The sequence below is a fragment of the Haloarcula onubensis genome (assembly GCF_031624605.1).
Taxonomy (GTDB): Archaea; Halobacteriota; Halobacteria; order Halobacteriales; family Haloarculaceae; genus Haloarcula; species Haloarcula onubensis.
Window position 1 is genome coordinate 44,071 of the sequence record NZ_JAMQOS010000005.1, and the last position, 22,871, is coordinate 66,941.

The 22,871-nt window shown below is 69.7% G+C and carries 23 protein-coding genes; 12 read left to right on the forward strand and 11 right to left on the reverse strand.

Translation table 11 applies throughout. The features are described from left to right. Window positions 1–45: 45 nt before the first annotated feature. Window positions 46–1,434, reverse strand: a complete 1,389-nt coding sequence (locus tag NDI86_RS14775) for a TrkA C-terminal domain-containing protein (protein WP_470303448.1) — start codon at window positions 1,432–1,434, stop codon at window positions 46–48. Further along, window positions 1,431–2,648, reverse strand: coding sequence for a potassium channel family protein (locus NDI86_RS14780; RefSeq protein ID WP_310901211.1), 1,218 nt, complete (start codon window positions 2,646–2,648; stop codon window positions 1,431–1,433). Before NDI86_RS14780 ends, NDI86_RS14775 begins: the two co-directional genes overlap by 4 nt. 137 nt (window positions 2,649–2,785) lie before the next feature. On the opposite strand from NDI86_RS14780, the gene NDI86_RS14785 reads away from it, so the two are divergent. Then, window positions 2,786–3,523, forward strand: a complete 738-nt coding sequence (locus tag NDI86_RS14785) for a hypothetical protein (RefSeq protein ID WP_310901212.1) — start codon at window positions 2,786–2,788, stop codon at window positions 3,521–3,523. 106 nt (window positions 3,524–3,629) lie between these two features. On the opposite strand, the gene icd is transcribed toward NDI86_RS14785, so the two are convergent. Beyond that, window positions 3,630–4,892, reverse strand: a complete 1,263-nt coding sequence (icd, locus tag NDI86_RS14790; RefSeq protein WP_310901559.1) for an isocitrate dehydrogenase (NADP(+)) — start codon at window positions 4,890–4,892, stop codon at window positions 3,630–3,632. Window positions 4,893–4,976: 84 nt separating this feature from the next. After that, window positions 4,977–5,675, reverse strand: a complete 699-nt coding sequence (locus tag NDI86_RS14795) for a hypothetical protein (protein WP_310901213.1) — start codon at window positions 5,673–5,675, stop codon at window positions 4,977–4,979. A 58-nt stretch (window positions 5,676–5,733) separates the two neighbouring features. Between NDI86_RS14795 and NDI86_RS14800 the strand changes: the two genes are divergently transcribed. Genes NDI86_RS14800 through map form a run of 3 tightly spaced genes read left to right on the forward strand, consistent with a single transcriptional unit; the run spans window position 5,734 to window position 7,878 of the window. Beyond that, window positions 5,734–6,585, forward strand: coding sequence for an isoaspartyl peptidase/L-asparaginase (locus tag NDI86_RS14800; RefSeq protein WP_310901214.1), 852 nt, complete (start codon window positions 5,734–5,736; stop codon window positions 6,583–6,585). A gap of 33 nt (window positions 6,586–6,618) precedes the next feature. Beyond that, window positions 6,619–6,936 carry a hypothetical protein gene (locus NDI86_RS14805; RefSeq protein ID WP_310901215.1) on the forward strand — a complete coding sequence of 106 codons (318 nt, stop codon included), beginning with the start codon at window positions 6,619–6,621 and terminating at the stop codon, window positions 6,934–6,936. Between the two features lie 45 nt (window positions 6,937–6,981). Continuing rightward, window positions 6,982–7,878 carry a type II methionyl aminopeptidase gene (gene map, locus NDI86_RS14810; RefSeq protein ID WP_310901216.1) on the forward strand — a complete coding sequence of 299 codons (897 nt, stop codon included), beginning with the start codon at window positions 6,982–6,984 and terminating at the stop codon, window positions 7,876–7,878. Window positions 7,879–8,030: 152 nt separating this feature from the next. On the opposite strand, the gene NDI86_RS14815 is transcribed toward map, so the two are convergent. After that, window positions 8,031–8,228 carry a DUF7835 family putative zinc beta-ribbon protein gene (locus tag NDI86_RS14815; RefSeq protein WP_310901217.1) on the reverse strand — a complete coding sequence of 66 codons (198 nt, stop codon included), beginning with the start codon at window positions 8,226–8,228 and terminating at the stop codon, window positions 8,031–8,033. 238 nt (window positions 8,229–8,466) lie between these two features. Here NDI86_RS14815 and NDI86_RS14820 point away from each other — a divergent pair, with 238 nt between their 5' ends. The 5 genes from NDI86_RS14820 to NDI86_RS14840 all read left to right on the forward strand — a co-directional run bounded on the left by NDI86_RS14820 (window position 8,467) and on the right by NDI86_RS14840 (window position 14,419). Further along, window positions 8,467–9,024 carry an HIT family protein gene (locus NDI86_RS14820; protein ID WP_310901218.1) on the forward strand — a complete coding sequence of 186 codons (558 nt, stop codon included), beginning with the start codon at window positions 8,467–8,469 and terminating at the stop codon, window positions 9,022–9,024. Window positions 9,025–9,048: 24 nt separating this feature from the next. Further along, a complete protein-coding gene (locus tag NDI86_RS14825; RefSeq protein ID WP_310901219.1) occupies window positions 9,049–9,963 on the forward strand; it encodes a cation diffusion facilitator family transporter in 915 nt (304 codons plus the stop codon). Window positions 9,964–10,011: 48 nt separating this feature from the next. After that, complete coding sequence (locus NDI86_RS14830) at window positions 10,012–10,407, forward strand: DoxX family protein (RefSeq protein ID WP_310901220.1); 396 nt, start codon at window positions 10,012–10,014, stop codon at window positions 10,405–10,407. A gap of 335 nt (window positions 10,408–10,742) precedes the next feature. Beyond that, a complete protein-coding gene (locus NDI86_RS14835) occupies window positions 10,743–12,155 on the forward strand; it encodes a hypothetical protein (RefSeq protein WP_310901221.1) in 1,413 nt (470 codons plus the stop codon). A gap of 212 nt (window positions 12,156–12,367) precedes the next feature. After that, complete coding sequence (locus tag NDI86_RS14840; RefSeq protein WP_310901222.1) at window positions 12,368–14,419, forward strand: S8 family serine peptidase; 2,052 nt, start codon at window positions 12,368–12,370, stop codon at window positions 14,417–14,419. A gap of 15 nt (window positions 14,420–14,434) precedes the next feature. Here the strand turns inward: NDI86_RS14840 and NDI86_RS14845 are convergent, their stop codons facing one another. The 5 genes from NDI86_RS14845 to deoC all read right to left on the reverse strand — a co-directional run bounded on the left by NDI86_RS14845 (window position 14,435) and on the right by deoC (window position 19,289). Continuing rightward, window positions 14,435–15,223, reverse strand: a complete 789-nt coding sequence (locus tag NDI86_RS14845) for a DUF2182 domain-containing protein (protein WP_310901223.1) — start codon at window positions 15,221–15,223, stop codon at window positions 14,435–14,437. A 22-nt stretch (window positions 15,224–15,245) separates the two neighbouring features. Then, a complete protein-coding gene (locus tag NDI86_RS14850; protein WP_310901224.1) occupies window positions 15,246–15,557 on the reverse strand; it encodes a 2Fe-2S iron-sulfur cluster-binding protein in 312 nt (103 codons plus the stop codon). Between the two features lie 9 nt (window positions 15,558–15,566). Further along, the gene (locus NDI86_RS14855; protein WP_310901225.1) at window positions 15,567–16,955 is read right to left on the reverse strand and encodes a selenium-binding protein SBP56-related protein; all 1,389 of its coding nucleotides are present in this window, start codon (window positions 16,953–16,955) and stop codon (window positions 15,567–15,569) included. 263 nt (window positions 16,956–17,218) lie between these two features. After that, entirely contained in the window at window positions 17,219–18,502 is a 1,284-nt protein-coding gene (locus NDI86_RS14860) for a tRNA (N(6)-L-threonylcarbamoyladenosine(37)-C(2))-methylthiotransferase (protein ID WP_310901226.1), read from the reverse strand. Window positions 18,503–18,653: 151 nt separating this feature from the next. Next, a complete protein-coding gene (deoC, locus tag NDI86_RS14865; RefSeq protein ID WP_310901227.1) occupies window positions 18,654–19,289 on the reverse strand; it encodes a deoxyribose-phosphate aldolase in 636 nt (211 codons plus the stop codon). 162 nt (window positions 19,290–19,451) lie between these two features. On the opposite strand from deoC, the gene NDI86_RS14870 reads away from it, so the two are divergent. Continuing rightward, window positions 19,452–20,285 carry a DUF63 family protein gene (locus tag NDI86_RS14870; protein WP_310901228.1) on the forward strand — a complete coding sequence of 278 codons (834 nt, stop codon included), beginning with the start codon at window positions 19,452–19,454 and terminating at the stop codon, window positions 20,283–20,285. 3 nt (window positions 20,286–20,288) lie between these two features. Here the strand turns inward: NDI86_RS14870 and NDI86_RS14875 are convergent, their stop codons facing one another. Beyond that, complete coding sequence (locus tag NDI86_RS14875) at window positions 20,289–20,513, reverse strand: hypothetical protein (RefSeq protein ID WP_310901229.1); 225 nt, start codon at window positions 20,511–20,513, stop codon at window positions 20,289–20,291. A gap of 82 nt (window positions 20,514–20,595) precedes the next feature. Here NDI86_RS14875 and NDI86_RS14880 point away from each other — a divergent pair, with 82 nt between their 5' ends. Continuing rightward, window positions 20,596–21,321 (forward strand): nucleoside phosphorylase, encoded by a 726-nt coding sequence (locus tag NDI86_RS14880; RefSeq protein WP_310901230.1) that lies wholly within the window; start codon window positions 20,596–20,598, stop codon window positions 21,319–21,321. 70 nt (window positions 21,322–21,391) lie between these two features. Beyond that, a complete protein-coding gene (locus NDI86_RS14885; RefSeq protein ID WP_310901560.1) occupies window positions 21,392–22,849 on the forward strand; it encodes an HPP family protein in 1,458 nt (485 codons plus the stop codon). The last annotated feature ends 22 nt before the right edge of the window (window positions 22,850–22,871 follow it).

Consider the following 22,871-nt stretch of genomic DNA (forward strand, 5'->3'; position numbering starts at 1 on the left):
GGAAGCCGGAGAGCGCCGAACTTGAGCGTTGTGCCACGGCCGCCCTCAGTCCCGCGTCTCGCCGTCGGTGGACTGGGGGTCGTCCCCGTCGGCGTCGCTCTCGTCGGCGTCACCCTCCGCGAGGAGGTCCCCGTCCGTCGCTTCCTCGTCGTCCGCTTCCTCGTCGTCCGCTGGCTCGTCGTCCGCTGGCTCGTCGTCCGCTTCCTCGTCGTCCGCTGGCTCATCATCCGCATCGTCCCCTGCCGCCGTCTCCTCGGCCGGGCGCTGGCGGTTCGCGGCCGTCTCGACGCGCCGGAGCGCATCCGGCGTGGCGATGGCGTAGACGACGTCGCCGCCTTCGAGCGTTCTGTCCCGCGAGGGAATCGGCTCCGGCGGGCTGTCGGGCCCGGTGATGGCCGCGACGGTGACCCCCAGTTCGCCGATGGGCGTCCCGGCGAGTTCGCTGCCGGCGGGGACGGTGATGGTCCCCATCGTCTCGTCGGCGGCCCGGAGCAGGGAGGCGAACTCACGGTCCGGCCGGTCCTGGACGGGGAGCGTGACCAGCCGGTACTCCGTTTCGGGGTCGAGTTTCGGCGTGTCGGCCGCGTCGATGGCGACGGTCACCACGTCGCCGGCGACGCCGCGGAGTTCGCCCGTCAGCACGCGCTCGGCGGGGTCGGTGTCCCACACCTGCACGAGGTCGCCGGAGCTTGCGGCGTGGGCCGGGTCGGCCCGCACCGCGACGGCGTTGGTCGCCGGCGGGAGCGTCGGCCCGATACCGGCCGCCCGCGAACCGACCGCGATGTAGTCGACGTTGCCGTCGTCGTCGAGTTCGAGGTCGACGTGGCCGACGCCGTAGTCGGTCTTGAGCCGGGTGACGAGTCGGTCGCGAAGCTCGCTCTTCGTCAACCGGCGGGGGAAGAGGAAGCGCTTGCCCGCGAGGGCCGCCGTCGTCTCTTCGGGCATCGGGTCGTAGCCGACGATGTCGTCGACGTCGTCGGGCAGTTTCACCGACGTGACCCGTCCGACCGTCTGGACGATTTCGCTCACGTCGGCGTCGACGGTGCGCCCGCCGGTCGCGGCGAAGAGGTCCGTCCCGACGGCGTCGCCGACGCGGATGCCCACCGATGAGCCCCCGGCTCCGAGGGCGAAGGCGGCGAGGTTGGGGAGCACGTCGCTCGTCTGGAGGATGGCCTCCTCGGCCGCCGGGTCCGCGATGACCGCCCCCAGCGCGCCCGTCGTCCCCAGGTACACCGTCACGACGGTCAGTCCGAAGAGGACGCCCAGTCCCGCGGGGACCCGCTCGCGGACGTACCAGCGGTAGGCGACGGCGACGAGGCCGGCGGCCGTCGCGGCGGCGACGGTGATACCCAGCAGCTGTCCGGCCAGCGTCACCGGGTCCGACGCGTTCAGCCCGCTCTGCAGGACGAACTCGTCGGGCAGGACGGCCGTCATGCTCCCTCCTCGAACGCGTCGAGCGCGTCCGTGGGGCCGACGACGTACAGCTCCTCGCCGACCGACAGTTCGGTGTCGCCACGCGGCGCGAGCCGCCAGCCGCCGGGTTTCCGGACCGCGAGGACCGCGACGCCGTAGCTGTCACGGACCCGCGCCTCGCGGAGCGTCTGCCCGTCGAGGGCGCTCCCGGCGCCGAGGGTCACCCGCCGGAAGCGGTTGCCGGCGCGGCGCAGCAGCGAGATGAGTTCGTACTCGCGGCGGGTCCCTCGGGGTTCGACGACCACCTTCGCGCCCTCGGCCCGCAGGAGCGGCCCCGCGTCGGTCCGGGCCACCGCGACGGTCAACCGGCCCTCCCCCCCGGCCGTGGTGGGGGCTCGCACGGGCGCCGGCGGGGCCTCCGTCTCGCCTCCCTCCGACGCCTCCGGCGCCTCGGCGGCGCTCTCGGGGTCCTCGGTCCGTGCGCTGACGACGGTCCCGCGGACCTCGGCACCGGGCGTCAGCACCGTCACCTCGTCGTTGCGCGCGAGCCCGGTCGGGAGGAGGGCGTCGACCGACACCGCGTGGCGGCCGTCGCCGATTCGCTTCGAGAGGCCCGAGAACGGCGGCGCGGCGGTGACGGTCGCCCGCGCCCGCTCGTCGATGCTGACGGCCACGTCGCCCAGGTCGAACTCGGTCTTCAGGCGCTCCTCCAGCCGCGTTTCGAGTTCGCCGATGCGGAGGTCGGCCGGGAACGTCCACTCGCCGCCGCGTATCTCGGCCCGCAGCGATTCGGGCAGGGGCGGATACCCCTCCATGTCGGCCACGTCGCCGACCACGCGGATGCGGACCTCGTCGCGCCCGCCGACCAGTTCCACCACGTCGGCCGACAGACGCTTGTCCCGGAGCTGTTTCAGCGTGAGCCGTTTCGGGAACTCGGCGCCCATCTTGTCGCCCTGGCTGTGGGCGTACAGCGACACCATCCCGACCAGCAGGATGGCGGTGACGACGCGCTCGGCGTTGGGCGCCGAGGTAATCGACTTGTCCGCGAGCGCCAGCAGCCCGCCGCTGACGCCGGCCAGCGCGATTGCCAGCACAGCGACACCGAAGCCGGGCAGCGTCACCCCGGTGAAGTACTTGAACGAAAATCCGAGCGCCCACGACGCGAGCGCCGGAATGACGCCGACCAGCAGCCCCAGATAGATACCCAGCAGAATCTCGACGGGCAGGGAAGCCATGTATCCACGGTACCGGTCCGGTAGTAAATGATTTCCGACGCGGTCGGTACCGGTGGTCCTCCCGTGGCCGTCAGCGAGCCACCGGTCACTCTCCCGGTCGGCACAAACGGTTTGCCCGGCGACACGGATTGGCGTGTATGGTCCGCTATCGCGCCGTCGCGGTGGTCACGCTCCTCGTGCTGTCGGGCTGTCAGGGGCTCGACGGCGGCGGCGAGACGGTGACGCCGGCCCCGGTCCCGACCGAGGGCGACGTGGTGAGGACCGACGCGACGGCGTTAGCGGACCGGCACCGGCGGGCGCTCCACGACCGGTCGTACGCGACGGCAGTGGCCCTGACCGTCGTCTACGCGAACGGGACGACGGCACGGCTCACCGACGAGTTCGCGGTCGGGCGCGACGGCGCCTACCGCTACGACCGACACGTCACCGGTCCCTATCCCGCCGCCCTGTCGAACTTCACCGTCTGGCAGAACCGCTCGACGGAGTTCCGCCGGACCACGGCCGACAACGGCACGGCGACGGTGCGCGTCAGCGAGCGGCCGGGCTTCGACGACATCACCCTGTCGGGCTTTCTCCGGCGGGCGCTCTCGGGCTTCGACCTGGCGGTCGAGCGGGCGAACGGCCGAACCCGGCTCACCGGCCGGCAGACCGGCCCGCTGACCGTGCCGCTGCCGACCGGCCTGAGGCGCGGCCGGAACGCCACCCTCGACGCCGAGATACGCGGCGACGTCGTCCGGTCGGTCACGGTCCGCGCCCGGGCGGCGTACGCCGATACCGACCGCCCCGTGACCGTTCGAATGCGATATACCGTCCGGCGCGTGGGCGACACCGACCCCACCCGGCCCGCGTGGGCGGTGGCGAACGGGACCGCCTGACGCGTCGCTCCAGTCGGGTCCGACGGTGAAAAAATAGGTGCGTCCCGCGCTACCCGAGCGATTCGATGTTCTGGCGGCTACGCCATCGGGGGCTCGGCGGCCGACCTCAGGCCAGCTTCTCTATGTTCTCGACGACGGCGTCGGCAAAGTCGGAGGTCGAGAGCTTCTCGCCGCCCTCTATCTGTCGTTCGAGGTCGTAGGTGACCTGGCCCGACGAGATGGTCTCCTCGACGGCGTCGCGCACGAGCTGGCCGGCGTCCTTCCAGCCCATGTATTCGAGCATGAGCCGACCGGAGAGAATCATCGCGGTCGGGTTGACCTTGTTCTCGCCGGCGTATTTCGGGGCCGAGCCGTGGACCGGCTCCGCGAGACAGCGCGCCTCGCCGAAGTTCGCGCCGGGGGCGATGCCCAGGCCGCCGATTTGCGCGCCGGCGGCGTCGGACATGTAGTCCCCGTTGAGGTTCATCGTCGCGATGACGTCGTACTCGTCGGTCCGGGTCAGGAGCTGCTGGAGCATGTTGTCCGCGATGCGGTCGTTGACGACGAGCGTGTCCTCGGGGGCCTCGCCGTCGTACTCCTCCCACAGCTCGTCCTCGGTGATGACGTCCTCGCCGTACTCCTCCTCGGCGACCTCGTAGCCCCAGTCGCGGAAGGCGCCCTCGGTGAACTTCATGATGTTGCCCTTGTGGACCAGCGTCACCGAGTCGCGGTCGTTCTCGATGGCGTAGTCGATGGCCTCACGGACCAGCCGCTTGGTGCCGTACTCCGTGATGGGTTTGACGCCGATGCCGACCGGGCCGTCGTGGATGGTGTTGTCGAAGCCCATCTCCTCCTCGACGAACTCCTTGACCTGCTGGACCTCGTCGGTGCCGGCCTCCCACTCGATGCCGGCGTAGACGTCCTCGGTGTTCTCACGGAACGTGACCATGTCCATCTCGCCGGGGTCTTTCACGGGGGAGGGGACGCCGTCGAGGTGGTAGGTCGGGCGGACGTTCGCGTAGAGGTCGAGCGTCTTCCGGAGCGCGACGTTCAGCGAGCGGAAGCCGGCGCCGACGGGCGTCGTCAGCGGGCCCTTGATGGCGACGTTGAACTCCTTGATGGCCTCGACGGTGTCGTCGGGGAGGTTCTCGTCGTACTTCTCGCGGGCGCTGGAGCCGGCGTAGACGCGCATCCACGCGATGTCGCGACCGGTGGCCTCGGCGGCGGCTTCGAGGACCTTCTGGGCGGCCGGGCCGACGTCGACGCCGATACCGTCCCCGTGGATGATGGGAATTATCGGCTTCTCGGGGACGTCGAGCGTGTTGTCGTCGGTAACCTCGATTTTCTGTCCCTCGTCCGGGACATCCACTTTGTCGTAGTCGTAGCCCATATCGCGCCCCATGATAGTTGCACCTAAAGGGCTGCCGTTTTCCCGCTGATATGGTAACGCACGCCAGCCGAAGACGCGGGGCTGTCACCTGACGGCGCCGACCATCGCTCGCAGTTCCCGCGGGACTGTCGAGGCCATCGCTCGCGGGAGTCTGCGGCGGGCGTTCCTGAGGGACTCGCCGAGCGCCTCGCTCGCGTCGCCGAAGAGGCCCGTGCCGTGACCGAGGAGCACGCGGTTGGGGTCGACGCCCGCGAACGCCGCCCGGGGCGGCGCGAGCCGTGCGAGGACGTTCAGGCCGAGCCGTTCGTCGCCGACGGTGAAGGCCGGCCCCGAAGAGAGCACGTCCGGCACGTACAGCGTCGCGTCGCGCTCGCGGTAGGCGACGGTTTCGGTCCACGCCCCCAGTGGACTGACTCGACGGAGGTCGAAACCGGCCAGCGAGTCGGTCACGCGACGGACGGGCGCGTCGACCATCTCTGCGGCCCGGTCCAGCCCCGTCGGCACCGTCACCGGCACGCCATGGCGCTTGGCAAAGACCCCGGCGTCGCGGGCGTGGTAGTCGGCCAGCACGGCCACGCCGACCACCTCGCCGAGGTCGGCGTAGACCGCCTCGACGCCCGGTGCGTCAAGCGGGTCGACCAGCCAGACGCCGCCGTCGGGGGCACGGAAGGCGTGACTCGTCCGCTGGCCGTCTTCGTCCGGACGGGCCCGCCAGCCGACGCCGCGGTGCCAGCGGTCGACGACCCGGTAGTCGGCGCTCTCCTCGCGGCGGTACATTGGCATGGCCGAGTGCTCTGTCGCCCGGGGAATACGTTTTCCGCTCGACGGCCCAAGTCAGCGTATGTACGTCGCCGTCCACGGCGGTGCCGGCAGTCCGCCCGAGGAGCCGACCGACCGCCAGCGCGCACTCGCTGCCGCGGTCGAGCGTGCCCGCGAGGCCGACGCGCCCCTCGCCGCCGTCCGCGAGGCGATTCGGCCGCTCGAACGGGACCCCAAATTCAACGCCGGCGTCGGCGGGGCCGTCCAGAGCGACGGCGTCGTCCGGACCGAGGCCGGCGTGACGACCGGCGACGGGACCGCCGGTGCCGTGGCCGGGTTGACGGGCGTGGTCCACGCCGCCGACGCGGCCGCCCTCGTCGCCCGCGAGACGCCCCACCTGCTCGTGGCCGGCGACCCGGCGGTCGAACTGGCGGCCGCCCGCGGCATCGAGACGGACGCCGACCTGCTGACCGAGGCGACCGGCGAGCGCTACGCGGCCGCCGACCCGCCCCCGCTCGCCGACGACGCCCACCTCCCGTGGGTCCGCGAGCGCTTCGGCGGCACCGACACCGTCGGCGCGGTGGCGACCGACGGCGACCGGTTGGCGGCGGCCACCTCGACGGCCGGCCGGTGGTTCGCGCTGGCCGGTCGCGTCGGTGACGTGCCACAGCTCGGTGCGGGCTTTTTCGCCGACGAGCGCGGCGGCGCCAGCGCCACCGGCGAGGGCGAGGCCATCGCCCGCTTCGGGCTGGCCCGGCGGGCCGTCGAGCTGCTTGACACGTTCAGCCCCAGGGAGGCCGCCAGCGAGGCCATCGCCGAGTTCGGTGCGGAGACGGACGGCAAAGCGGGTGTGCTCGTACTGGACCACGAGGGCCGCGTCGGGCGCGAGCACAACACTGCCGCGATGCAGACGGCGCGAGCGGGGCCGACCTGAAGGGTTATTACCACACTTCTCGTCCGGAAAGCTATGTCCCTCGTCCAACTCACACTCGCGGCCCTGTTCGCGACCATCGCCGCCGGTGTCGCCGCCGTCGACGCCAGCCGTCGCGGCCGGTCGTGGCTCACGCCCGCGGTCGCCGTCGGCGCCGTCGCCTTTGTCGCGTCGCTCGGCGTCGTCGCCGCGGACGCCCTCCTGCTGTCGGCGTACGCCACCCTAAACGGCCAGCCGCTGGTGGTCTCGACGCCGCGTGAACTGCTCGGCCTGACAGTGGCGGCAGTCGCGGCGGTCTCCGGCGCGGTCTGCTCGGGGTACGGTTCCCTCGTCCGCTTTCGCCACGCAACGTAGACCACAACGACAAACGCTTTCACCAACACCACCCAACGCCGCCACATGAGCGACGTGGACTTCGAAGCCGAGCAGTACGAGAAGTGTCGCGAGGCCGGCGAGATTCTCGCGCAGGTGCGCGACGAAGCCGCAACGCGCGTCGAAGTGGGGGGCTCCCACCTCGAAGTCGCCGAGTGGGCCGAGGAGAAGATTCGGGAACTGGGCGGCGAGCCCGCCTTCCCGGTCAACATCTCCATCGACGAGGAGGCCGCCCACGCGACGCCCGAACGCGACGACGACAGCACGTTCGGCGAGGAGATGGTCAACTTAGACATCGGCGTCCACGTCGACGGCTGGCTGGCCGACACCGCCGTCACCGTGGACCTCTCCGGGCAGGACGAACTGGCCGCGGCGTCGGAAGAGGCGCTCGACGCGGCTCTGGAGGTCGCCGGACCGGGCGTCGACGTCGGGCAAATCGGTGCGGCCGTCGAGGAGGTCATCGAGGGGTACGGCTTCAACCCCGTCGTCAACCTCACCGGCCACGGGCTGGGTCACTGGGAGCAACACACCGCGCCGAACATCCCGAACCGCGAGGTGGCCCAGGGCGCGACCCTGTCGCCGGGCGACGTGGTCGCCATCGAGCCGTTCGCGACGGACGGCCGCGGCAAGGTCCAGGAGGGGGGCAGCGAGGAGATTTTCGCGCTCGAACGCGAGGGCTCGATTCGGGACCGCAACGCCCGGCAGGTGCTGGACCAGGTCACCGAGGAGTTCAGGACCCTCCCCTTCGCCGCCCGCTGGCTCGACTCTCCGCGGGCGAAGATGGCGCTGCGCCGCCTCAAACAGCAGGACATGGTCCATGGCTACCCCGTGCTCAAGGAGGAAGACGGGCGGTTCGTCAGTCAGAAGGAACACACCGTCATCGTCACCGACGACGGCGTGGAAGTGACGACGCGGTCGCGGTAAGCGCAGTCGCTTGCGACCGCGAGATGCGGACGGGCGCTCCGCGCCCGTGAGCGCGCAGTCCCGTGGGGGCGGGGTCGGCACTCACCCACCCGACCGGGCGACCCCCGAAGGCGGTCCGGACGGAGAACACTGGTCCTGTCAGACTGTCCGGTCTATGCGTTGTTCATCCGCGTGCTCGTGGTCGCGCCACAGACCTGGCACTCGCTGACCCGATACGGTTCGCGCGAGAACTCGGCGTTCTCGGATTTCGTGCTCTCGGTCTGTATCTGGACGCTGACCGCGTGGGGCGTGTCGCGTCCGCAGTCCGCGCACGCCTCCGACATATCGACCCCGTCGTTTGTAGTAGCCATCCCACCCACTACTCCCGCGGATAGCAGCATAAAAAGACGCTACCGTTGAGGCCGTTCAGACGGTTTAACGGTCGGTGCCGTCTCGAACCCCGGCCGTCGAAGCGCTCGGCGCCGGAAAACGCCGTTCGCGCCGTTTCTCAGACGGTGATATTCGGTTTATCGGCGTGAACGGCCGAAACTTTTAAATATACGTTCCGGGAGTCGAAGTGGTTTTGGACCGGGGCCCGGAGCCATCTGTATGGAGAGCGTGTTCGCGCCGTGGCGCATCGAGTGGGTCGAGCGGGAGGAGAACAACCCCGACGCTGACTGCGTGTTCTGTGCGTTCCGGGACGCCGATGCCGACCGCGAGAACCGGGTCGTCGCCCGGAGCGACCACGCGTTCGTCCTGCTGAACAACTACCCGTACAACCCCGGTCACGTGATGGTTATTCCCCACGACCACACCGGCGCATACGGCGACCTCGACGAGGCGACACTGCTTGACCACGCCCGACTGAAACAGCGCACCTTCGACGCGCTGGAGCGGGGTATGGGCCCCGACGGCTTCAACGCGGGTCTGAACCTCGGCGGGTCGGCGGCGGGGGGTTCTATCGACGACCACCTCCACACCCACGTCGTCCCGCGCTGGGAGGGCGACACCAACTTCATGCCCGTCGTCGGCGACACCCAGGTCATCGTCGAGGCCGTCGACGACAGCTACGACCGCATCCACGACGGGTTCGCCGCGCAGGACGGGACCAGCGTCCCCGGGCCGGACGCGGCGGTGCGCATCGAGGCGCCGCCGAAGGGGCTTTAGGCCGCACGGACTACTCACGGACAGATGGCTCGGCGCGACACACTCCGGCGGGTCGGCCTCCTCGTGCTGGGTGTCAACCTCGCGCTGGCGCTGCTGAAAGGCGCGGTGTGGCTCACCACGGGGAGCCTGGCCGTCCAGGGCGAGGCGGTCAACAGCGCCGCCGACACCGCCTACTCGCTGGTCGTCGTCGCCGGACTCTACCTGACGACCCAGCCGCCCGATTTCGAACACCCCCACGGCCACGAACGCATCGAGCCGTTCGTCTCGCTGTTCGTCGCCGCCGGTATCTTCGCGGCGGGCGGCGTCGTCCTCTTCCAGGCCGGGCAGGCGCTGCTGTCCGGCGACAGCACCGTCACGCAGGGTCCCTACGCCGTCGGCGTGCTCGTGCTGTCGGCGGCCGCGAAGTACGGGCTCTACCGGTACTGTCTGGCGGCCGCCGCCGACGCCAACTCGCCGGCGCTGGTGGCGACGGCGAAGGACAACCGCAACGACATCCTGACCGCGGGGGCGGCGCTGGTCGGCGTCGTCGGCGCCTCCGCGGGCTACCCGCTGCTGGACCCGCTCGCGGCCGGCGTCGTCGCCGTCGGCGTCCTCTACACCGGCTACGAGGTCGTCCGCGACAACGTCGCCTATCTCGTGGGCGCGGCCCCGCCCGAGGACCTCCGCCGGGAGATACTCGAACGCGCGCTGGCCCACGAGCAGGTCCAGGGCGCCCACGACGTCATCGCCCACTACGTCGGCCCGGAGATAGACGTCAGCCTCCACATCGAGGTCGAGGGCGAACTGACGCTGTACGAGGCCCACGACATCGAGACGGAGGTCATCCAGTCCGTCCAGTCGCTCCCGGAGGTCGACGACGTGTTCGTCCACGTCGACCCGAAGGAACTGGGCGAGTGGAAAGACGACGACGAGGTCGAGCGGCTGGCGGACCTGGAGTGAGAAAGACCGGCTCGGAGTTTTATCACTCATGCCGCCGTTCGGTGTCGTATGGCAGGCGACACCGCGGAACGTGAGGGCACCGAGTTCAGACTCGGCCGACTCGTCTTCGGCCTCGGAATGGCGCTGCAGGCCACAGAGGACTTCCGGGACATGGACGACACCGTCGACTACGCCGAGTCGGCGGGGGTCCCGTTCCCGGACCTGCTCGCGCCGCTGGCCTCGGGGACGATGCTCGTCGGCGGGCTGGGCGTCGCGTTCTGGCGGCTCCCCCGCGTCGCGACCGGCGCGGTCGCCGGCTTCCTGGCGGTCGTCACCCTGACGATGCACGACTTCTGGAACGCCGACCCCGAGGACCGCGACGGCGAACGGCTGGCTTTCTTTGGCAACCTGGCGATGTTCGGCGCCGCACTGGCGTACCTGCAGGAGGCCTACCGGGGCGAGTAGGCCAGTACCTGGCCCCAATCGGGACAGAACGGGTGTAGGCGTGGCTTACGGGTGATAGGTCTCTGCTAGACAGGTTCGCCGTCCCGGGGACTCGGCCGCCGCTCGCGAGAACTCGGAGGTTCGCTCCCGATTCGGCGTCCCCCTTCCCCGCGACTGGGGGGACGCGCCGTCCATTTCTATCGGTTAATTGACCGGTATTGTCAGGGTCGGTCGGGCGCCTGGGAAAACGGTGTCTCGGTGGGGTAACGATGCCTCTACTCATAACCCACGATTAACTAACATCGTCGATTTCTACGGATGTATTGAGCAACAAATGACTCAAACGTGTGGTGATTATGCCGATTGACAGACGAACGTATCTGAAGACCGCGGCACTGACGGGCGGCGCGCTCGTCGGGGTCCGGGGAGTCGGGGCAGCGAACGACCACGGGAACTCCGGCCGGAGCGGGCAGTCTCCGGAGTGTCCGCCCGGGACCACCGAAGTTGCGAGGTACACGGTCGAGGACGGCTCGCTCGCCCTCGATTCGGGCGACGACGTCGTCAGCTTCGACCACCTCCCCGAGCAGGGACCGGTCCGGTCGTTCTCCTGGAAGGCCGAGACCGGTATCGCGGTCCTGCACGTCCAGTTCGGACCGGACGGCCGGTGGGTCGAAGGCGGGTTCTCGGGGACGGTCGACGTCGAGGACGAGACACAGCCCATCAGCCGCGTCGTCTTCTGCGAACCCCGCGGGGGGCGAGCCGTCCTCTGCGAACTCGACATGTTCGACGACCGTCCGAGCACGTACGACACCGAGTTCAGACTGGGCGGTGACCCGGCCGCTCCCGACGGCGATGCGACGGATAACGGGGCCGGCGACGCGAGCGGTGACGACAAAGACCGCGAGAACGTCGTCCACGTCGTCAGCGAGCGACAGACGCGCGATTACGCTCACGGGATGGCCAGTATCCTCCCACGGGTCGACGACCGTATCACGCTGGACAGCCTGGAGACGCTGACCTACGACTACTACGAGGGCCCGCACAACACCGGCTCGATACCAGACGAAGTGTTCGTCTCCTTCCTCACAGCGGACGACCAGTTGAAGCTGGCCGTCGAGAGCCTCAACCGGCAGGACGCGACCGAGGAGTGGGCCACGCTGGACGTCAAGGACGCCATCGACACCGTCGCGTGGGACGTCGAGTCGGTCGAGTTCATGGATATCGTCACCAGCATGGGCGCGATAAACACGGCTCGGGCGCTCCGAGACGACCCCGACGAGACCGTGGTGCTGGCCGACGCCTACCCCGACGCGACGCTGGCCGGGGTCGGCTTCGGCGCCGGGAACACACAGTCGAAGACGCGTCTCGACCGCTCCTTCGACCACCTCGTGGTGGGCTGGAGCGACGACGACGAGAGCTACGAGCGGACGTACGACTTCCCGGCGCTCCTGGCGCTGTCCGTCGACGAGGTCACCCGGCGCGGGCAGGGCCAGCTCCGGGTCTCGCTGTCCTTCCAGCAGGAAGAGACGGGCATCGGCCTCTCCGATGTCGTCGAGGACACGGTGAAGCTCAACAACTACGGGCGGTTCGCCCCGCCGACCGAGCGGGGCGTCCCGGCCCAGAAAGTCGCGGTGAACGACGGGAGCCTGGAAGCCAGCTTCCGTCCGTCCGCCGTCGACGACGTGGTCGACGACGACCGCTTTATCGTCTCCGGTGACTTCGCCGTCCCGACCGGTTCGTCGTTCTTCGCGACCGGCGAACTGGAGTGAGCGACACGCCGGGCGACGCCCGGCAGGTCGTCTCACTGGCGCCGTCGCGGCCTCGACCCGCGAGCGGCGCCCGCCCGCATCGCCGCGCGGTGACCGTCGCTCGGCCCGTGGAACCGCCTTTTGCCCTCGAGATTCTTCTCTATCGATACGTTAATTCAAACACACGATGGCCACAAACAATTTGACTCACTCCGGCGAGCGTTCCCTCGTCTATGTCTTCGCATTCGCGGCGCGAACTGTTGACAGGTATCGGGGTCGGACTCGGCGGACTGGTCGCCACGGGTCCCGCAGGCGCGGAACAACGGGGTCGTCACATCGTCGGCACGAGCACCCCGGCGGCACGGCGAGCGGCCGAACGCCGAGCCGAAAGCGTCCACAGGGTCTTTGACTTCGACGACATCGGTCAGGCGGTCGCCGGGCGGTTCAGCGAGCAGGCGCTCGACGCGCTGCGGAAGAATCCGAACGTCCGGTACGTCGAGGCCGACGGCACCGTGGAGGCGATCGCCCAGACGGTCCCCTGGGGTATCGACCGGGTGGACGCCGACGCGGTCCACGCCGACGGCGAGACCGGCGGCGACGACACCGACGGCGAGGGCGGTGCCGACGTCGCTATCATCGACACCGGCATCGACGCCGACCACCCGGACCTGCAGGCGAATCTGGGGACCGGGCGGGCCTACGTCGACTGTGCGAGCACCGACTGCGCCGAGCCCTGGGACGACGACAACGACCACGGCACCCACTGTGCCGGTATCGCCGGCGCCGCGGACGACGACGGGGGCGTCGTCGGCGTCGCGCCCGCCGCCACGCTGCACGCGGTGAAGGCGCTGAACGGCGACGGCGGCGGCTACCTCTCGGACGTCGTCGCCGGCATCGAGCACACCGCCGACCAGGGGTACGACGTCGGGTCGCTCTCCCTCGGCACGCCGTCGAGCTACGCGACGCTCCGTGACGCCTGCCGGTACGCGGCGGACAGGGGCGTCCTGCTCGTGGCCGCCGCCGGTAACGACGGCTGTTCGGGCTGTGTCAACTATCCGGCGGCGTACGCGACGGTGGTGGCGGTCAGTTCGACCGACAGCGACGACACGCTCTCCCCGTTCTCCTCGACGGGGCGGGAAATCGACATCGCGGCACCCGGTGGCGGCGTCTACTCGACGGTGTCGGGCGGCTACGCCACGTTTTCCGGGACGAGTATGGCCTGCCCGCACGTGGCCGGCGCGGGCGCACAGCTCATGGACAACGGGTACACGAGCGCGCAAGCGCGGGACCGGCTCACGTCGACGGCTGAGGACATCGGCCTGGGGTCGGCCGAACAGGGCAGCGGCCTGCTCGACGTCGAAGCGGCGGTTGGGGCGTCGACCGACGCCGCGCCGACCGTCTCGTGGGTGACCCCCACTGACGGCGAGACGGTCTCGGGAACCGTGACGGTCCAGATAGACGCCAGCGACGACGAGGACGGGGCGGGGACGCTGGACGTGACCTACACGGTCGGGAGCAGCAGTCGGTCGACGACCTACGACAACACCTCGGGCTACTACGAGGACGAACTCGACACGACGCAGTTCGCCGACGGCGACCTCACGCTTTCGGCCACGGCGACCGACTCGGCGGGCACCACCGCGACGGCGGCCGTCACCGTCACCACGGACAACACCGAGGCCGCGCCGACGGTCGACGCGCTCTCGGCGGCGGAGGTCGAGACGGCCGACGGCGACGCCGAGTTCGACGCGAACTGGCGCGTGACCGACGCGGACGGCGACCTCTCGTCGGTCGACCTCGTGCTCCGGGACGCCGACGGCGCGACCGAGGACGCGGCGACGGTGAGCGTCGCGGGCGACGGGGCCAGTGGGACTACGCGGCTGGTCGCCGCCGGCGCCGACGGGTCGGGCAACAGCTACACCGTCGGAGCCACCGTCACGGACGCGGGCGGTCTGACGGGCGGTGAGTCGACCGGTGTGAACGAGACCGAGGAGACCAACGCCGCGCCGACCGCCGCTATCGACGGACTGCGCGACAGGAGCAACCCGCGGTGGGACCGCTTCGACGTGGACTGGTCGGCGGGCGACGCCGACGGCGACCTCGACAGCGTCGTGGTCGCGTTGCGCGACGGCAGCGGGCGGGTTCTGGACTCGGCGACCAGCCGCGTCAGCGGCGGGTCGGCAGCCGGCGTCGACGGGGTTCGCAGCAAGCGCACCGCCGCCGAGGTGGTCGTGACCGTCACCGACACCGACGGCGCGACAGACTCGGCCTCGCGGTCCGTCTGAGACTTTCGGGTCCATTCACAGCGCGGCCACCGCGACGAGGGCCACGCCGCTCCCGACGGCCGCGTAGCCGACCCAGCGGGCCCACCGCTGGCCGTCGGCCGAGAGTCGTTCCAGCGAGAGGACGCCGGTGACGAGCGCCATCCAGCCCAGGTTCATCGAGCCGACGGCGACCATCAGCCCCATCAGGACGCCGCAGGCGGCGACGTCCTGTCGGCCGAACTGCCACCCGAGCCGGACGGGCCGGCGGTCCTCGGCGCCGGGCGGGAGGAAGCCGGCGGGGGACCGACAGGACTGCAGCGCCCGGCGCTTGAGCCCCGATAGCTGGAACCCGCCGACGGCCAGCAGCGCGACCCCGAGGTACGCCGGTCCGAACGCGGCCGCGAGGGCTCCGAGCGGGACGACGGCGACGACGGCCAGCGGGACGACGCCGACGGCGACCCACAGGAGCGTGTAACTGGCGACGAACGCGAGGGCGGCGGTGGCCGGGGCGGCGTCGGTCCGGCGTGACTGCCGGTCGGCGTACCACTGGAACGCCGCCGCCGAGGAGGGGTACATCATCGCCACCATCATCAGCCCCCACATCAGCAGGTAGTGGCCGACGCCGACGGCGCCGTGGGTTAGCGCCACCGTCTCGGCGACACCCGGGCCGCCGTGGCCGGCGTGGCCAAGCAGCGCGTATTCGAGCGGGTCGTGGAGCACGAGCGCCAGCCAGGCCAGCGCGGCGACGACGTAGGTGGCGAGGGCGACGGGAACTGTCGACCGGCGCGTGCGCGTGGCTAGCCGTTCGAGTGTCGTCACGGGCATCGGCGTGGGTAGGGTCGATAGGTCATTTGAACGGGTTCTCCAGCAGGTCGCGTTTGACTTCGGTGCCGACTTCGACCGTACAGTCGCCCTCTGGGGTCGCGATACAGGTCAGGACGTAGCCGTCGTCGCGGTGGCGCCGCTTGAGCGCTCTCGGGGGGCGGTCGTGGGTCACGCTCCCTGCCAGCACCCGCCCGGTGCAGGTACCGCAGGCGCCCGTCCGACAGCCATAGGGCAGGCACAGGCCGGCCGCTCGTGCCGCGTCGAGGACCGGTCCGTCAGCGTCCTCGATATTGGCGCTGGGGCCGTCCCGCCACACGAGCCTGAGCGTCGCCATCTACGTGACTCACTCCCAGACGTCGCTCGTACAGTCGCCGTCCGGCCAGCGCATCTCGTGGGCCCGCGCCGGGCCGTCCGGCAGAGCGCCGAAGTCGACGAGGAACTCCTCGTCCAGCGTCATGGTGCCGCGTCGGGGGTCGACGTCCGCCTTCAGCATCACGGACCCCTTCTCGGCCTCCTCCGGGAAGAACTGGTCGTCCCACGAGGAGTACAGCGACGTGGTCCAGTAGAGCCGTTCGCCGTCGAGGCTCAACTGGAGCATCTGGGGGCCGGCGACGATGTCCCGGCCCTGTAGCTCCTGAACGTCGCCGAAGTAGCCGCCGATGGAGATGGTGTCGGCCTCCCGCGGGTTGGCCGGGTCCGAGATGTCGTACATCCACACCTCGCCGTGGAGCCAGTTCGCGCCGTAGAGGTAGCGGTCGTCCATCGAGATGAGGATGTCCGTCGGCAGGGCCGGCACCGGCATGTCCCACCCCTCCATCTCGCGGGCCTCGAAGTCGATGACCTTCTCGGCGCGCCACTCGCCGTCGCGCTCGTAGAAGTGAAAGATGTTCGAGGACAGCGCCGCGTCGACGAAGCCGTGGGCGTGTTCCGGCGTGTGGAGGAACCGGACCTCCAGGGGCACCAGCCCCTCCTCGCCGAGGTCGACGGCCTGTTCGACGGTCCGCTCTTCCCAGTTCCAGAACTGCAGTTCGTGGCCGTACTCGCCCGCCTCGACGTCCTCGATGTCGAAGCCCGGCTGGTAGGTCTTTGGCGCCGCCCACTCCGAGGATAGCATCGCGTTGTGGCGGGGCTGGTACCAGAAGTCGTAGTTGAAGTCTATCTCGCCGGGGGCGTCCCACCGTCCCATGACGTTCAGTTCCGCGTCGAGTTCGAGGAAGCCGCCGGGGAGGTCGCCGTCGGCGTTCCCCAGCATCGAGATGACGACGGTGCCCCCGCCGATGCAGTGGACGGTGTGGGGTGCCGAGAGGTCGTACTCGTGGACCTCCTCGGGCTCGATGACTTCGACCAGTTCGGGGTGGTCGCGGTCTTCGGTGTCGACGATGTGAATTCGCGAACTCCGGTTGCCCGGCACGACGAGGTACCGGCGCTCCAGCCCGCCGATGTGACAGGACGAGGAGCAGGCGTTCCAGCCGAAGTGGTGGAGTTCGTCGCCCACGTTGGGCAGGTCGATGCGGTCGATTAGCTGGCAGTAGCTCTCGGACTCGGGGTCGACATCGACCACGGCGAGGAAATCCGGCTTCTCGGCGTCGATGCCGACGTGGTTGCCCATGACGTAGGCGATGCGCTCCCGCTCGGATTTCTCGATGGCCGCCTGGGGCGTCATGTACCCCGGGCCGTGATGGTCGTGGTGAGCGTGGTCCGTCCGCTCGTGGTCGTGCTGTGGTTCAGACATCGGGATTCAATTGGCTCCGCACGCGCTTTGTTACGAACCAGCATCCCGCAGCCCCGCGGGAATTACTTCCGGCGGTCGTTGCGGTTGCAGCATCTGTCGCCAGCCGCGACGCCCGGCGACCGGACTGTCCTGTGAGTACTCGCGTGCACTACGCGCCACGGTACCGAGCAGCGTGGTGTGGTGTCCCCTTCCGGAGAGAAATCGGCCGTTGTCCGACGGTACCGACGAGGCACTCGCGGAGTGGGCAATCTTACTCGGGCGGGTCAGTCGGCCACCACCGGTCGCTCGACCGGTTCGCCGAAGGCGTAGACGGTGCTGTGACTGGTAATCTCCACGTCGACAACGTCGCCGACTTCCAGCCCGCGCTCTTCGGCGTCGACGATGACCACCTGTCGGTAGGCCTCGTCGTAGCCCACCAGCGACGCCTCGGTACCGTCTTCGACCAGCAGTACCGAGGAGGTCTGTCCCACCATCTCCTCGTAGGCCGCGCCCGTCAGCTCCATCTTCAGTCCGCTCATGGCCTTCGAGCGGTCCTTCTTCGTCTGGCCGCCCAGCCCCTTCATGTCGGCGGCGTCAGTCCCCGGGCGCTTCGAGAAGCGCGTGACGTTGATTTTCTCGGGGCTGGTCTCCCGGAGCAGTTCCATCGACTGTTCGTGGTCCGCCTCGTCTTCGGTCGGGAAGCCGACGATGAAGTCCGTCGAGAGCGTCCAGTAGTCCAGGGCGTCGTCGAAGGCCGCGACGACTTCCAGATACTCCTCGACCGAGTGCTGGCGGCGCATGTCGGCCAGCACGTCGTCGCTGCCCGACTGGACCGGCGCGTGGATGAAGTTGTAGAGTTCGTCGTGCTGGGCGAAGACGGCGGCGAGTTCCTCGCGCACCCCGTGCAAGCCCTTCGGGTTCGCCATCCCCACGCGGACACGGAACTCGCCGTCTATCTCGGTGCAGATGCGGTCCAGCAGTTCGGGCAGCAGGCTGGTCCCCTGGTTGGTGTCCCAGCCGTAGACGCCGGTGTCCTGACCCGTAATGCGAATCTCCTTCGCGCCGGCGTGGACCAGCGCGCGGGCCTTCTCGACGTTCTCGTCGACGGCGGGCGACTCGATGCGGCCGGTGGCCTGCTTCGTGATGCAGTACGAGCAGTCGGACATACAGCCCCGCGCGATGGGGAGGATGCCGACGACGCCGTTTATGACCGTCTCCGTGTCGGGCGTGACCGTCGGGCACTCCCCGTTGAGGACGTACTGTGGCACGTCGTCCCAGTGGAGCACTTCGGCGTCCAGGCCGGCCTCGCGGAACTCGTCACCCTGGGCGAGCGCCATACACCCCGTCACGACGAGGTCGGCGGGGGTCCCGTCGTCCAGTTCTCTGGCCCGTGCGAGCATGTTGCGCTCGGTCTTCTCGAGCACCGTGCAGGTGTTGAGGATGGCCACGTCGGCCGACTCGGGACCGTCGGCCGGGTGGTGGCCCCCCTCGCGGAGCGCCTGCTCTATCTGCTGGGTCTCACCTCTGTTGGAGGTACACCCGTACGTCTCGATGTGATAGCGGGCCATCGCTTGCTAGGACGGAGAGGGTTCGCGGGCAAAAGTGCGACGGATTCCGGGTGGTCGCGCCGTTCAGTCGCCGTCGGCGTCCGCGAACGTCGGATACGGCCGCCACTGTTCGACGGCTCACTCCGTTCACCGTCTCACTTCGAGGGCCCTCCTACTCGTCGGCCCCTCGCCACTCCTCGACGATGCGGTCCCCCGCGGAGGCCCCGATGCGGTCGGCCCCGGCCTCGAACATCGCCTTCGCCTCGGCCCAGGAGCCGATGCCGCCGCTGGCTTTCACCGGGCGGTACTGACTCAGCGTCGCCACGTCCTCGACCGTCGCGCCGCCCTCGGAGAAACCGGTGGCGGTCTTGAGGTAGTCGGCGCCGGCGTCGGCGACCAGTCCCCCGACGCGGTGGCGTTCGTCCTCCGACAGCAGCGGCGCTTCGACGATGACCTTCACCGGAATCGGGACGCTGGCGACGACTTCCGAGAGGTGCGTACGGACTGCGTCGTCCTCGCCGGCTTTCAGGCGACCGACGTTACAGACCACGTCGAGTTCGTCGGCACCCTCGTCCCACGCCGTACGGGCCGCCGAGCAGACGGCGTCGGTCGCTCCCTGGCCGTGCGGGAAGTCGATGACGGTTGCGATGGGGACGTCCGCGTACTCGCTCGCCAGCGGGAGCGCCCAGGGCGGGATGCAGGCCCGCATCCCGTGTTGTAGTGCCGCGTCCAGACAGGCGCGGACATCGTCGGCCCCCGTCGTCGGTCCCAGCACCGTGTGTTCGATGCGGTCGGCTACGTCGTCCATACCCGGTACTCAGATGGCACGTACCTAAACGTCCCGGGGTGATACGGGTTGTTGTAGCGACAGTCTGTATGCGCCGACTCGAGGTCGGCGCTACTGGACACGGGCGACAACGTTCCGTATGAGGCCGGAAGCTTTTCAACGACTGAGGGCGCCGTGGGGGATATGGTACTGCCGACGGGCTTTGGGTTGCCACCGCTGCCGTATCTGGTCGTGCTCGTCGGGGGTGTCGTCCTCATCGCTGCGCTGCTGGTCGCTCTGGAGCCACCCGTTGACCAGCGGACCGTCGTCGCACTGGCGCCGTGGATGGCGCTGGGGGGCGCCCTGCACGCGCTCGGCCAGCCCCCCATCGAGCTGTACGACGCGGCGCTGGCCCCGCTCTTTGGAACGCCCTCTGTGTATCTGACCACGTTCAACCTCGTGGGGACGGTGTGGCTCCTGCTATCCTTTTTCGGCGTCCGAACCGGAAACGACGGGAACATCTCGCGGAACCTCGGGCTCGTCGGCACGGGCATCCTGACGGTCGTGCTGGTGCTCTCGGCCGTCACCGCGCTCCGTTCTGGTCTCATCGACCCGGTCTGGCCGACGCTCGCGGTGCTCGCCTCGCTGTTCGTCGCCGCCGTCACCGTGCTCGCGGTGGCGCTCTGGCGGACGCCGGTAATCATCCGGGCGCGCTACGCCGCGCCGGTCGTCGTCTTCGCGCACGCCTTCGACGGCGTCTCGACCGCCATCGGAACCGACGTGCTCGGCGTCAGCGAGCGCTCCCCCATCCCGCGGGCCATCATGGAGTTCGCCGGGAGTCTCCCGACGGCCTCGACGGTCGGGAGCGGGTGGCTGTTCGTGCTCGTGAAACTGGTCGTGGCGGTGTTCGTCGTCGTCCTCATGGACGACTACCTGCAGGAAGACCCCGTCGAAGCGAGCCTCATCCTCTCGGTCGTGGCCGCCGTCGGGCTCGGCCCGGCGACGAACAACGTCGTCCTGTTCCTCTTTGCCGGCTGAGGGCTAGTCCTCGGCGGCGAGATGCGCCGAGAGGTTGCGGTACATGATGCCGTAGAGGAACGCCGCGGCCAGCAGTCCGAGGACGATAGCCAGAACCAGCGACTGGCCCGACCCGCCGATGATTCGCTGGGCGCCGACGGCCAGAAAGCCGAGCACGAGGCCAAACACCAGTGCGATGACCGCCGGGACGCGCATTCGCGGGTGAAACAGCGAGATGTCGTCGCTCATGGCAGGGGAGTTGCGACGGACCCACGTTATTGTTCCGGAGAATCCCCGTCGGTTTTACCCCCCCGGCGTCCAACGGACTGGCATGGCCAAACAACCCCACCTGCTGGTGGAGCCTGGCGACCTGCACGACATCGTTTTGCTGCCCGGCGACCCCGGCCGCGTCGACCGCATCGCCGGTCACTGCGAGGACACCGAAGTCGTCGCACAGAACCGCGAGTACAAGCTCGTAAACGCCAGCTACGAGGGCCGCGAGCTCACGATTTGCTCGACCGGTATCGGCTCGCCGTCGGCCGCCATCGCCGTCGAGGAACTCGCCGCCGTCGGCTGTGAGACGTTCGTCCGCGTCGGCACCACCGGCGCGCTCCAGTCCGGCATCGACATCGGCGACATGGTCGTCGCCACCGGCGCCGCCAAGGACGAGGGCACCACCGAGCGCTACGAGGACAAAGCCGTCCCCGCGGTACCGGACTACGACGTGTTGTCGGCGCTCGTCGACGCGTCGGAAGCCAACGGCGAAGACGTTCACGTCGGCCCCGTCGCCACGGACGACGCCTTCTACGCCGAGACCGAGGAGTACGTCGAGGACTGGGAGGCCGCCGGCCTCCAGTGCGTCGAGATGGAGGCCGCCGCCATCTTCTCGCTGGCCCGTCGCAAGGGGCTCGCCGCCGGTGCCATCTGTACCGTCGACGGCAACCTCGTCGAGGGGACACAGAAGGGCGAGACCGACGCCGACGAACTCCCCGAGAAAGCGAAGAACAACGTCGAGCGCGCCATCGACATCGCCCTGACCGCGGCGACGACCCTCTAGGTCGTCCAGTGGCGAACACCCGGCCGGACCGGCCGGTGTGCTTAGGGTGGCCGACGACACACCCCTAGACATGTTCGACGAGTTCGTCCGGCAGGTTCGGACGCTCCTGCTACGGCTTCGTCGGGCCGAGCGGCGGGAACTACGGGAGTTTCGCCGCTGGGCGGAGACGACCGACCGGCTCGTCCACCTCTCGGTGCTCGTGTTCGTCCCGCTGCTCATCGGGCTGGTGACGCTGCTGTCGAACGCCGTCCCGCAGCTTTCCTTCCTGCTTTTCCCGCCGCTGGCGTCGGGCAGCTACACGCTGTTTGCGAACCCGCGCGGGAAGTACGCCGACCCCGGCCAGTTCGTCGCCGGGCTGACCATCGGCGCCGCCTGTGGGCTGGGGGCGCTGTGGCTGTCGACGGCGCTGCTCACCCCTCCCACGGGGCAGTTTCAGGTGGCCGCCGGGGCGGCGGTGCTCGCGACGCTCGCGACGGGGCTGGTCACGTGGCCGTTCGACATCGAGGAGCCCTCCGCGTACTCGACGGCGCTGCTGGCACTGCTGGTCCAGCCCGCCCAGCGCCTTTCCTTCCTCGGCAGCATCTTCCTCGCGAGTTCCATCGTCGCCGTCGTCTTCGTCGTCTGGCGCAACCGCTTCTACGACCGCCGGGCGACCGTCCTGTACGAGTCGACGACCGGCGACGACCACGTGCTGGTCCCGATGCGGGGCGAGCACGCCCACGCGACGGCGATGCTCGCCGCTCGCCTGGCCGCGGCCCACGAGGCGGGCAAGGTGGTCCTGCTGGACCTCGTCGAGGACGCGACGGTCGCCGAGACCGAACGGGCGATGCTGAACGGCGGTGTCGAGACGGGCACCGTCGAAGCGGGTGGCATCGACAAGTCCGGGGAGGTGAGCGACACGCTCCGCGAGCGAGTCGGGCGCCTGGAGTCCCGCGCCGCGACCGTCGAGACGCGCGTGGGTGTCCCCTGTCAGGTGGTCGTCGCGACCGGCGAGGAGTCCGCGGCGGCGACGACGCTGCGGGCCGCCGAGTCGACGAACTGCGACCTCGTCGTCGCGCCCTACGAGAGCGCACACGGGGCGCTGACCACGTATCTCAGACAGCTGTTCCGCGGCCGGACGGACGTCCTCGTCCACCGCTCGCGCAACGGCCGGACCCGCTGGCGACAGGTGCTGGTCCCGGTCAGACGGGCCAGCGACGTGGCCCACCACATGGTGGACTTCGCCGTCCGCCTCGCCGGCGGGAGCGGCCGCATCGCGGTCGCGACCTGCATCGGCACCGGCGGGGACCGCCGCCGCGCCGAGTCGATGCTCGCCGACATCGTCGAGCCCTTCGCCGGCGCCATCGAGACCCGCGTCAGCGGCACCGATATTCACTCGTTTCTGGACCGGACGGGCGAAGACTACGACCTCGTCATCATCGGCGCGAGCCAGGACCGGAGCGCCGCCTCCCGCTTCATCACGCCGCCGACGTTCGAGCGCCTTGACGACATCGAGACGGACGTCGCTATCGTCGACCGGAACCACTAACGGCGGGCTGTCGCCGGCCCGC

Excerpts from the sequence above, each read along its gene's own strand:
- NDI86_RS14775 (WP_470303448.1), bottom strand. The coding sequence starts at position 1,434 with ATGACGGCCGTCCTGCCCGACGAGTTCGTCCTGCAGAGCGGGCTGAAC.
- NDI86_RS14780 (WP_310901211.1), bottom strand. The coding sequence starts at position 2,648 with ATGGCTTCCCTGCCCGTCGAGATTCTGCTGGGTATCTATCTGGGGCTG.
- NDI86_RS14785 (WP_310901212.1), top strand. The coding sequence starts at position 2,786 with ATGGTCCGCTATCGCGCCGTCGCGGTGGTCACGCTCCTCGTGCTGTCG.
- icd (WP_310901559.1), bottom strand. The coding sequence starts at position 4,892 with ATGGGCTACGACTACGACAAAGTGGATGTCCCGGACGAGGGACAGAAA.
- NDI86_RS14795 (WP_310901213.1), bottom strand. The coding sequence starts at position 5,675 with ATGCCAATGTACCGCCGCGAGGAGAGCGCCGACTACCGGGTCGTCGAC.
- NDI86_RS14800 (WP_310901214.1), top strand. The coding sequence starts at position 5,734 with ATGTACGTCGCCGTCCACGGCGGTGCCGGCAGTCCGCCCGAGGAGCCG.
- NDI86_RS14805 (WP_310901215.1), top strand. The coding sequence starts at position 6,619 with ATGTCCCTCGTCCAACTCACACTCGCGGCCCTGTTCGCGACCATCGCC.
- map (WP_310901216.1), top strand. The coding sequence starts at position 6,982 with ATGAGCGACGTGGACTTCGAAGCCGAGCAGTACGAGAAGTGTCGCGAG.
- NDI86_RS14815 (WP_310901217.1), bottom strand. The coding sequence starts at position 8,228 with ATGGCTACTACAAACGACGGGGTCGATATGTCGGAGGCGTGCGCGGAC.
- NDI86_RS14820 (WP_310901218.1), top strand. The coding sequence starts at position 8,467 with ATGGAGAGCGTGTTCGCGCCGTGGCGCATCGAGTGGGTCGAGCGGGAG.
- NDI86_RS14825 (WP_310901219.1), top strand. The coding sequence starts at position 9,049 with ATGGCTCGGCGCGACACACTCCGGCGGGTCGGCCTCCTCGTGCTGGGT.
- NDI86_RS14830 (WP_310901220.1), top strand. The coding sequence starts at position 10,012 with ATGGCAGGCGACACCGCGGAACGTGAGGGCACCGAGTTCAGACTCGGC.
- NDI86_RS14835 (WP_310901221.1), top strand. The coding sequence starts at position 10,743 with ATGCCGATTGACAGACGAACGTATCTGAAGACCGCGGCACTGACGGGC.
- NDI86_RS14840 (WP_310901222.1), top strand. The coding sequence starts at position 12,368 with ATGTCTTCGCATTCGCGGCGCGAACTGTTGACAGGTATCGGGGTCGGA.
- NDI86_RS14845 (WP_310901223.1), bottom strand. The coding sequence starts at position 15,223 with ATGCCCGTGACGACACTCGAACGGCTAGCCACGCGCACGCGCCGGTCG.
- NDI86_RS14850 (WP_310901224.1), bottom strand. The coding sequence starts at position 15,557 with ATGGCGACGCTCAGGCTCGTGTGGCGGGACGGCCCCAGCGCCAATATC.
- NDI86_RS14855 (WP_310901225.1), bottom strand. The coding sequence starts at position 16,955 with ATGTCTGAACCACAGCACGACCACGAGCGGACGGACCACGCTCACCAC.
- NDI86_RS14860 (WP_310901226.1), bottom strand. The coding sequence starts at position 18,502 with ATGGCCCGCTATCACATCGAGACGTACGGGTGTACCTCCAACAGAGGT.
- deoC (WP_310901227.1), bottom strand. The coding sequence starts at position 19,289 with ATGGACGACGTAGCCGACCGCATCGAACACACGGTGCTGGGACCGACG.
- NDI86_RS14870 (WP_310901228.1), top strand. The coding sequence starts at position 19,452 with ATGGTACTGCCGACGGGCTTTGGGTTGCCACCGCTGCCGTATCTGGTC.
- NDI86_RS14875 (WP_310901229.1), bottom strand. The coding sequence starts at position 20,513 with ATGAGCGACGACATCTCGCTGTTTCACCCGCGAATGCGCGTCCCGGCG.
- NDI86_RS14880 (WP_310901230.1), top strand. The coding sequence starts at position 20,596 with ATGGCCAAACAACCCCACCTGCTGGTGGAGCCTGGCGACCTGCACGAC.
- NDI86_RS14885 (WP_310901560.1), top strand. The coding sequence starts at position 21,392 with ATGTTCGACGAGTTCGTCCGGCAGGTTCGGACGCTCCTGCTACGGCTT.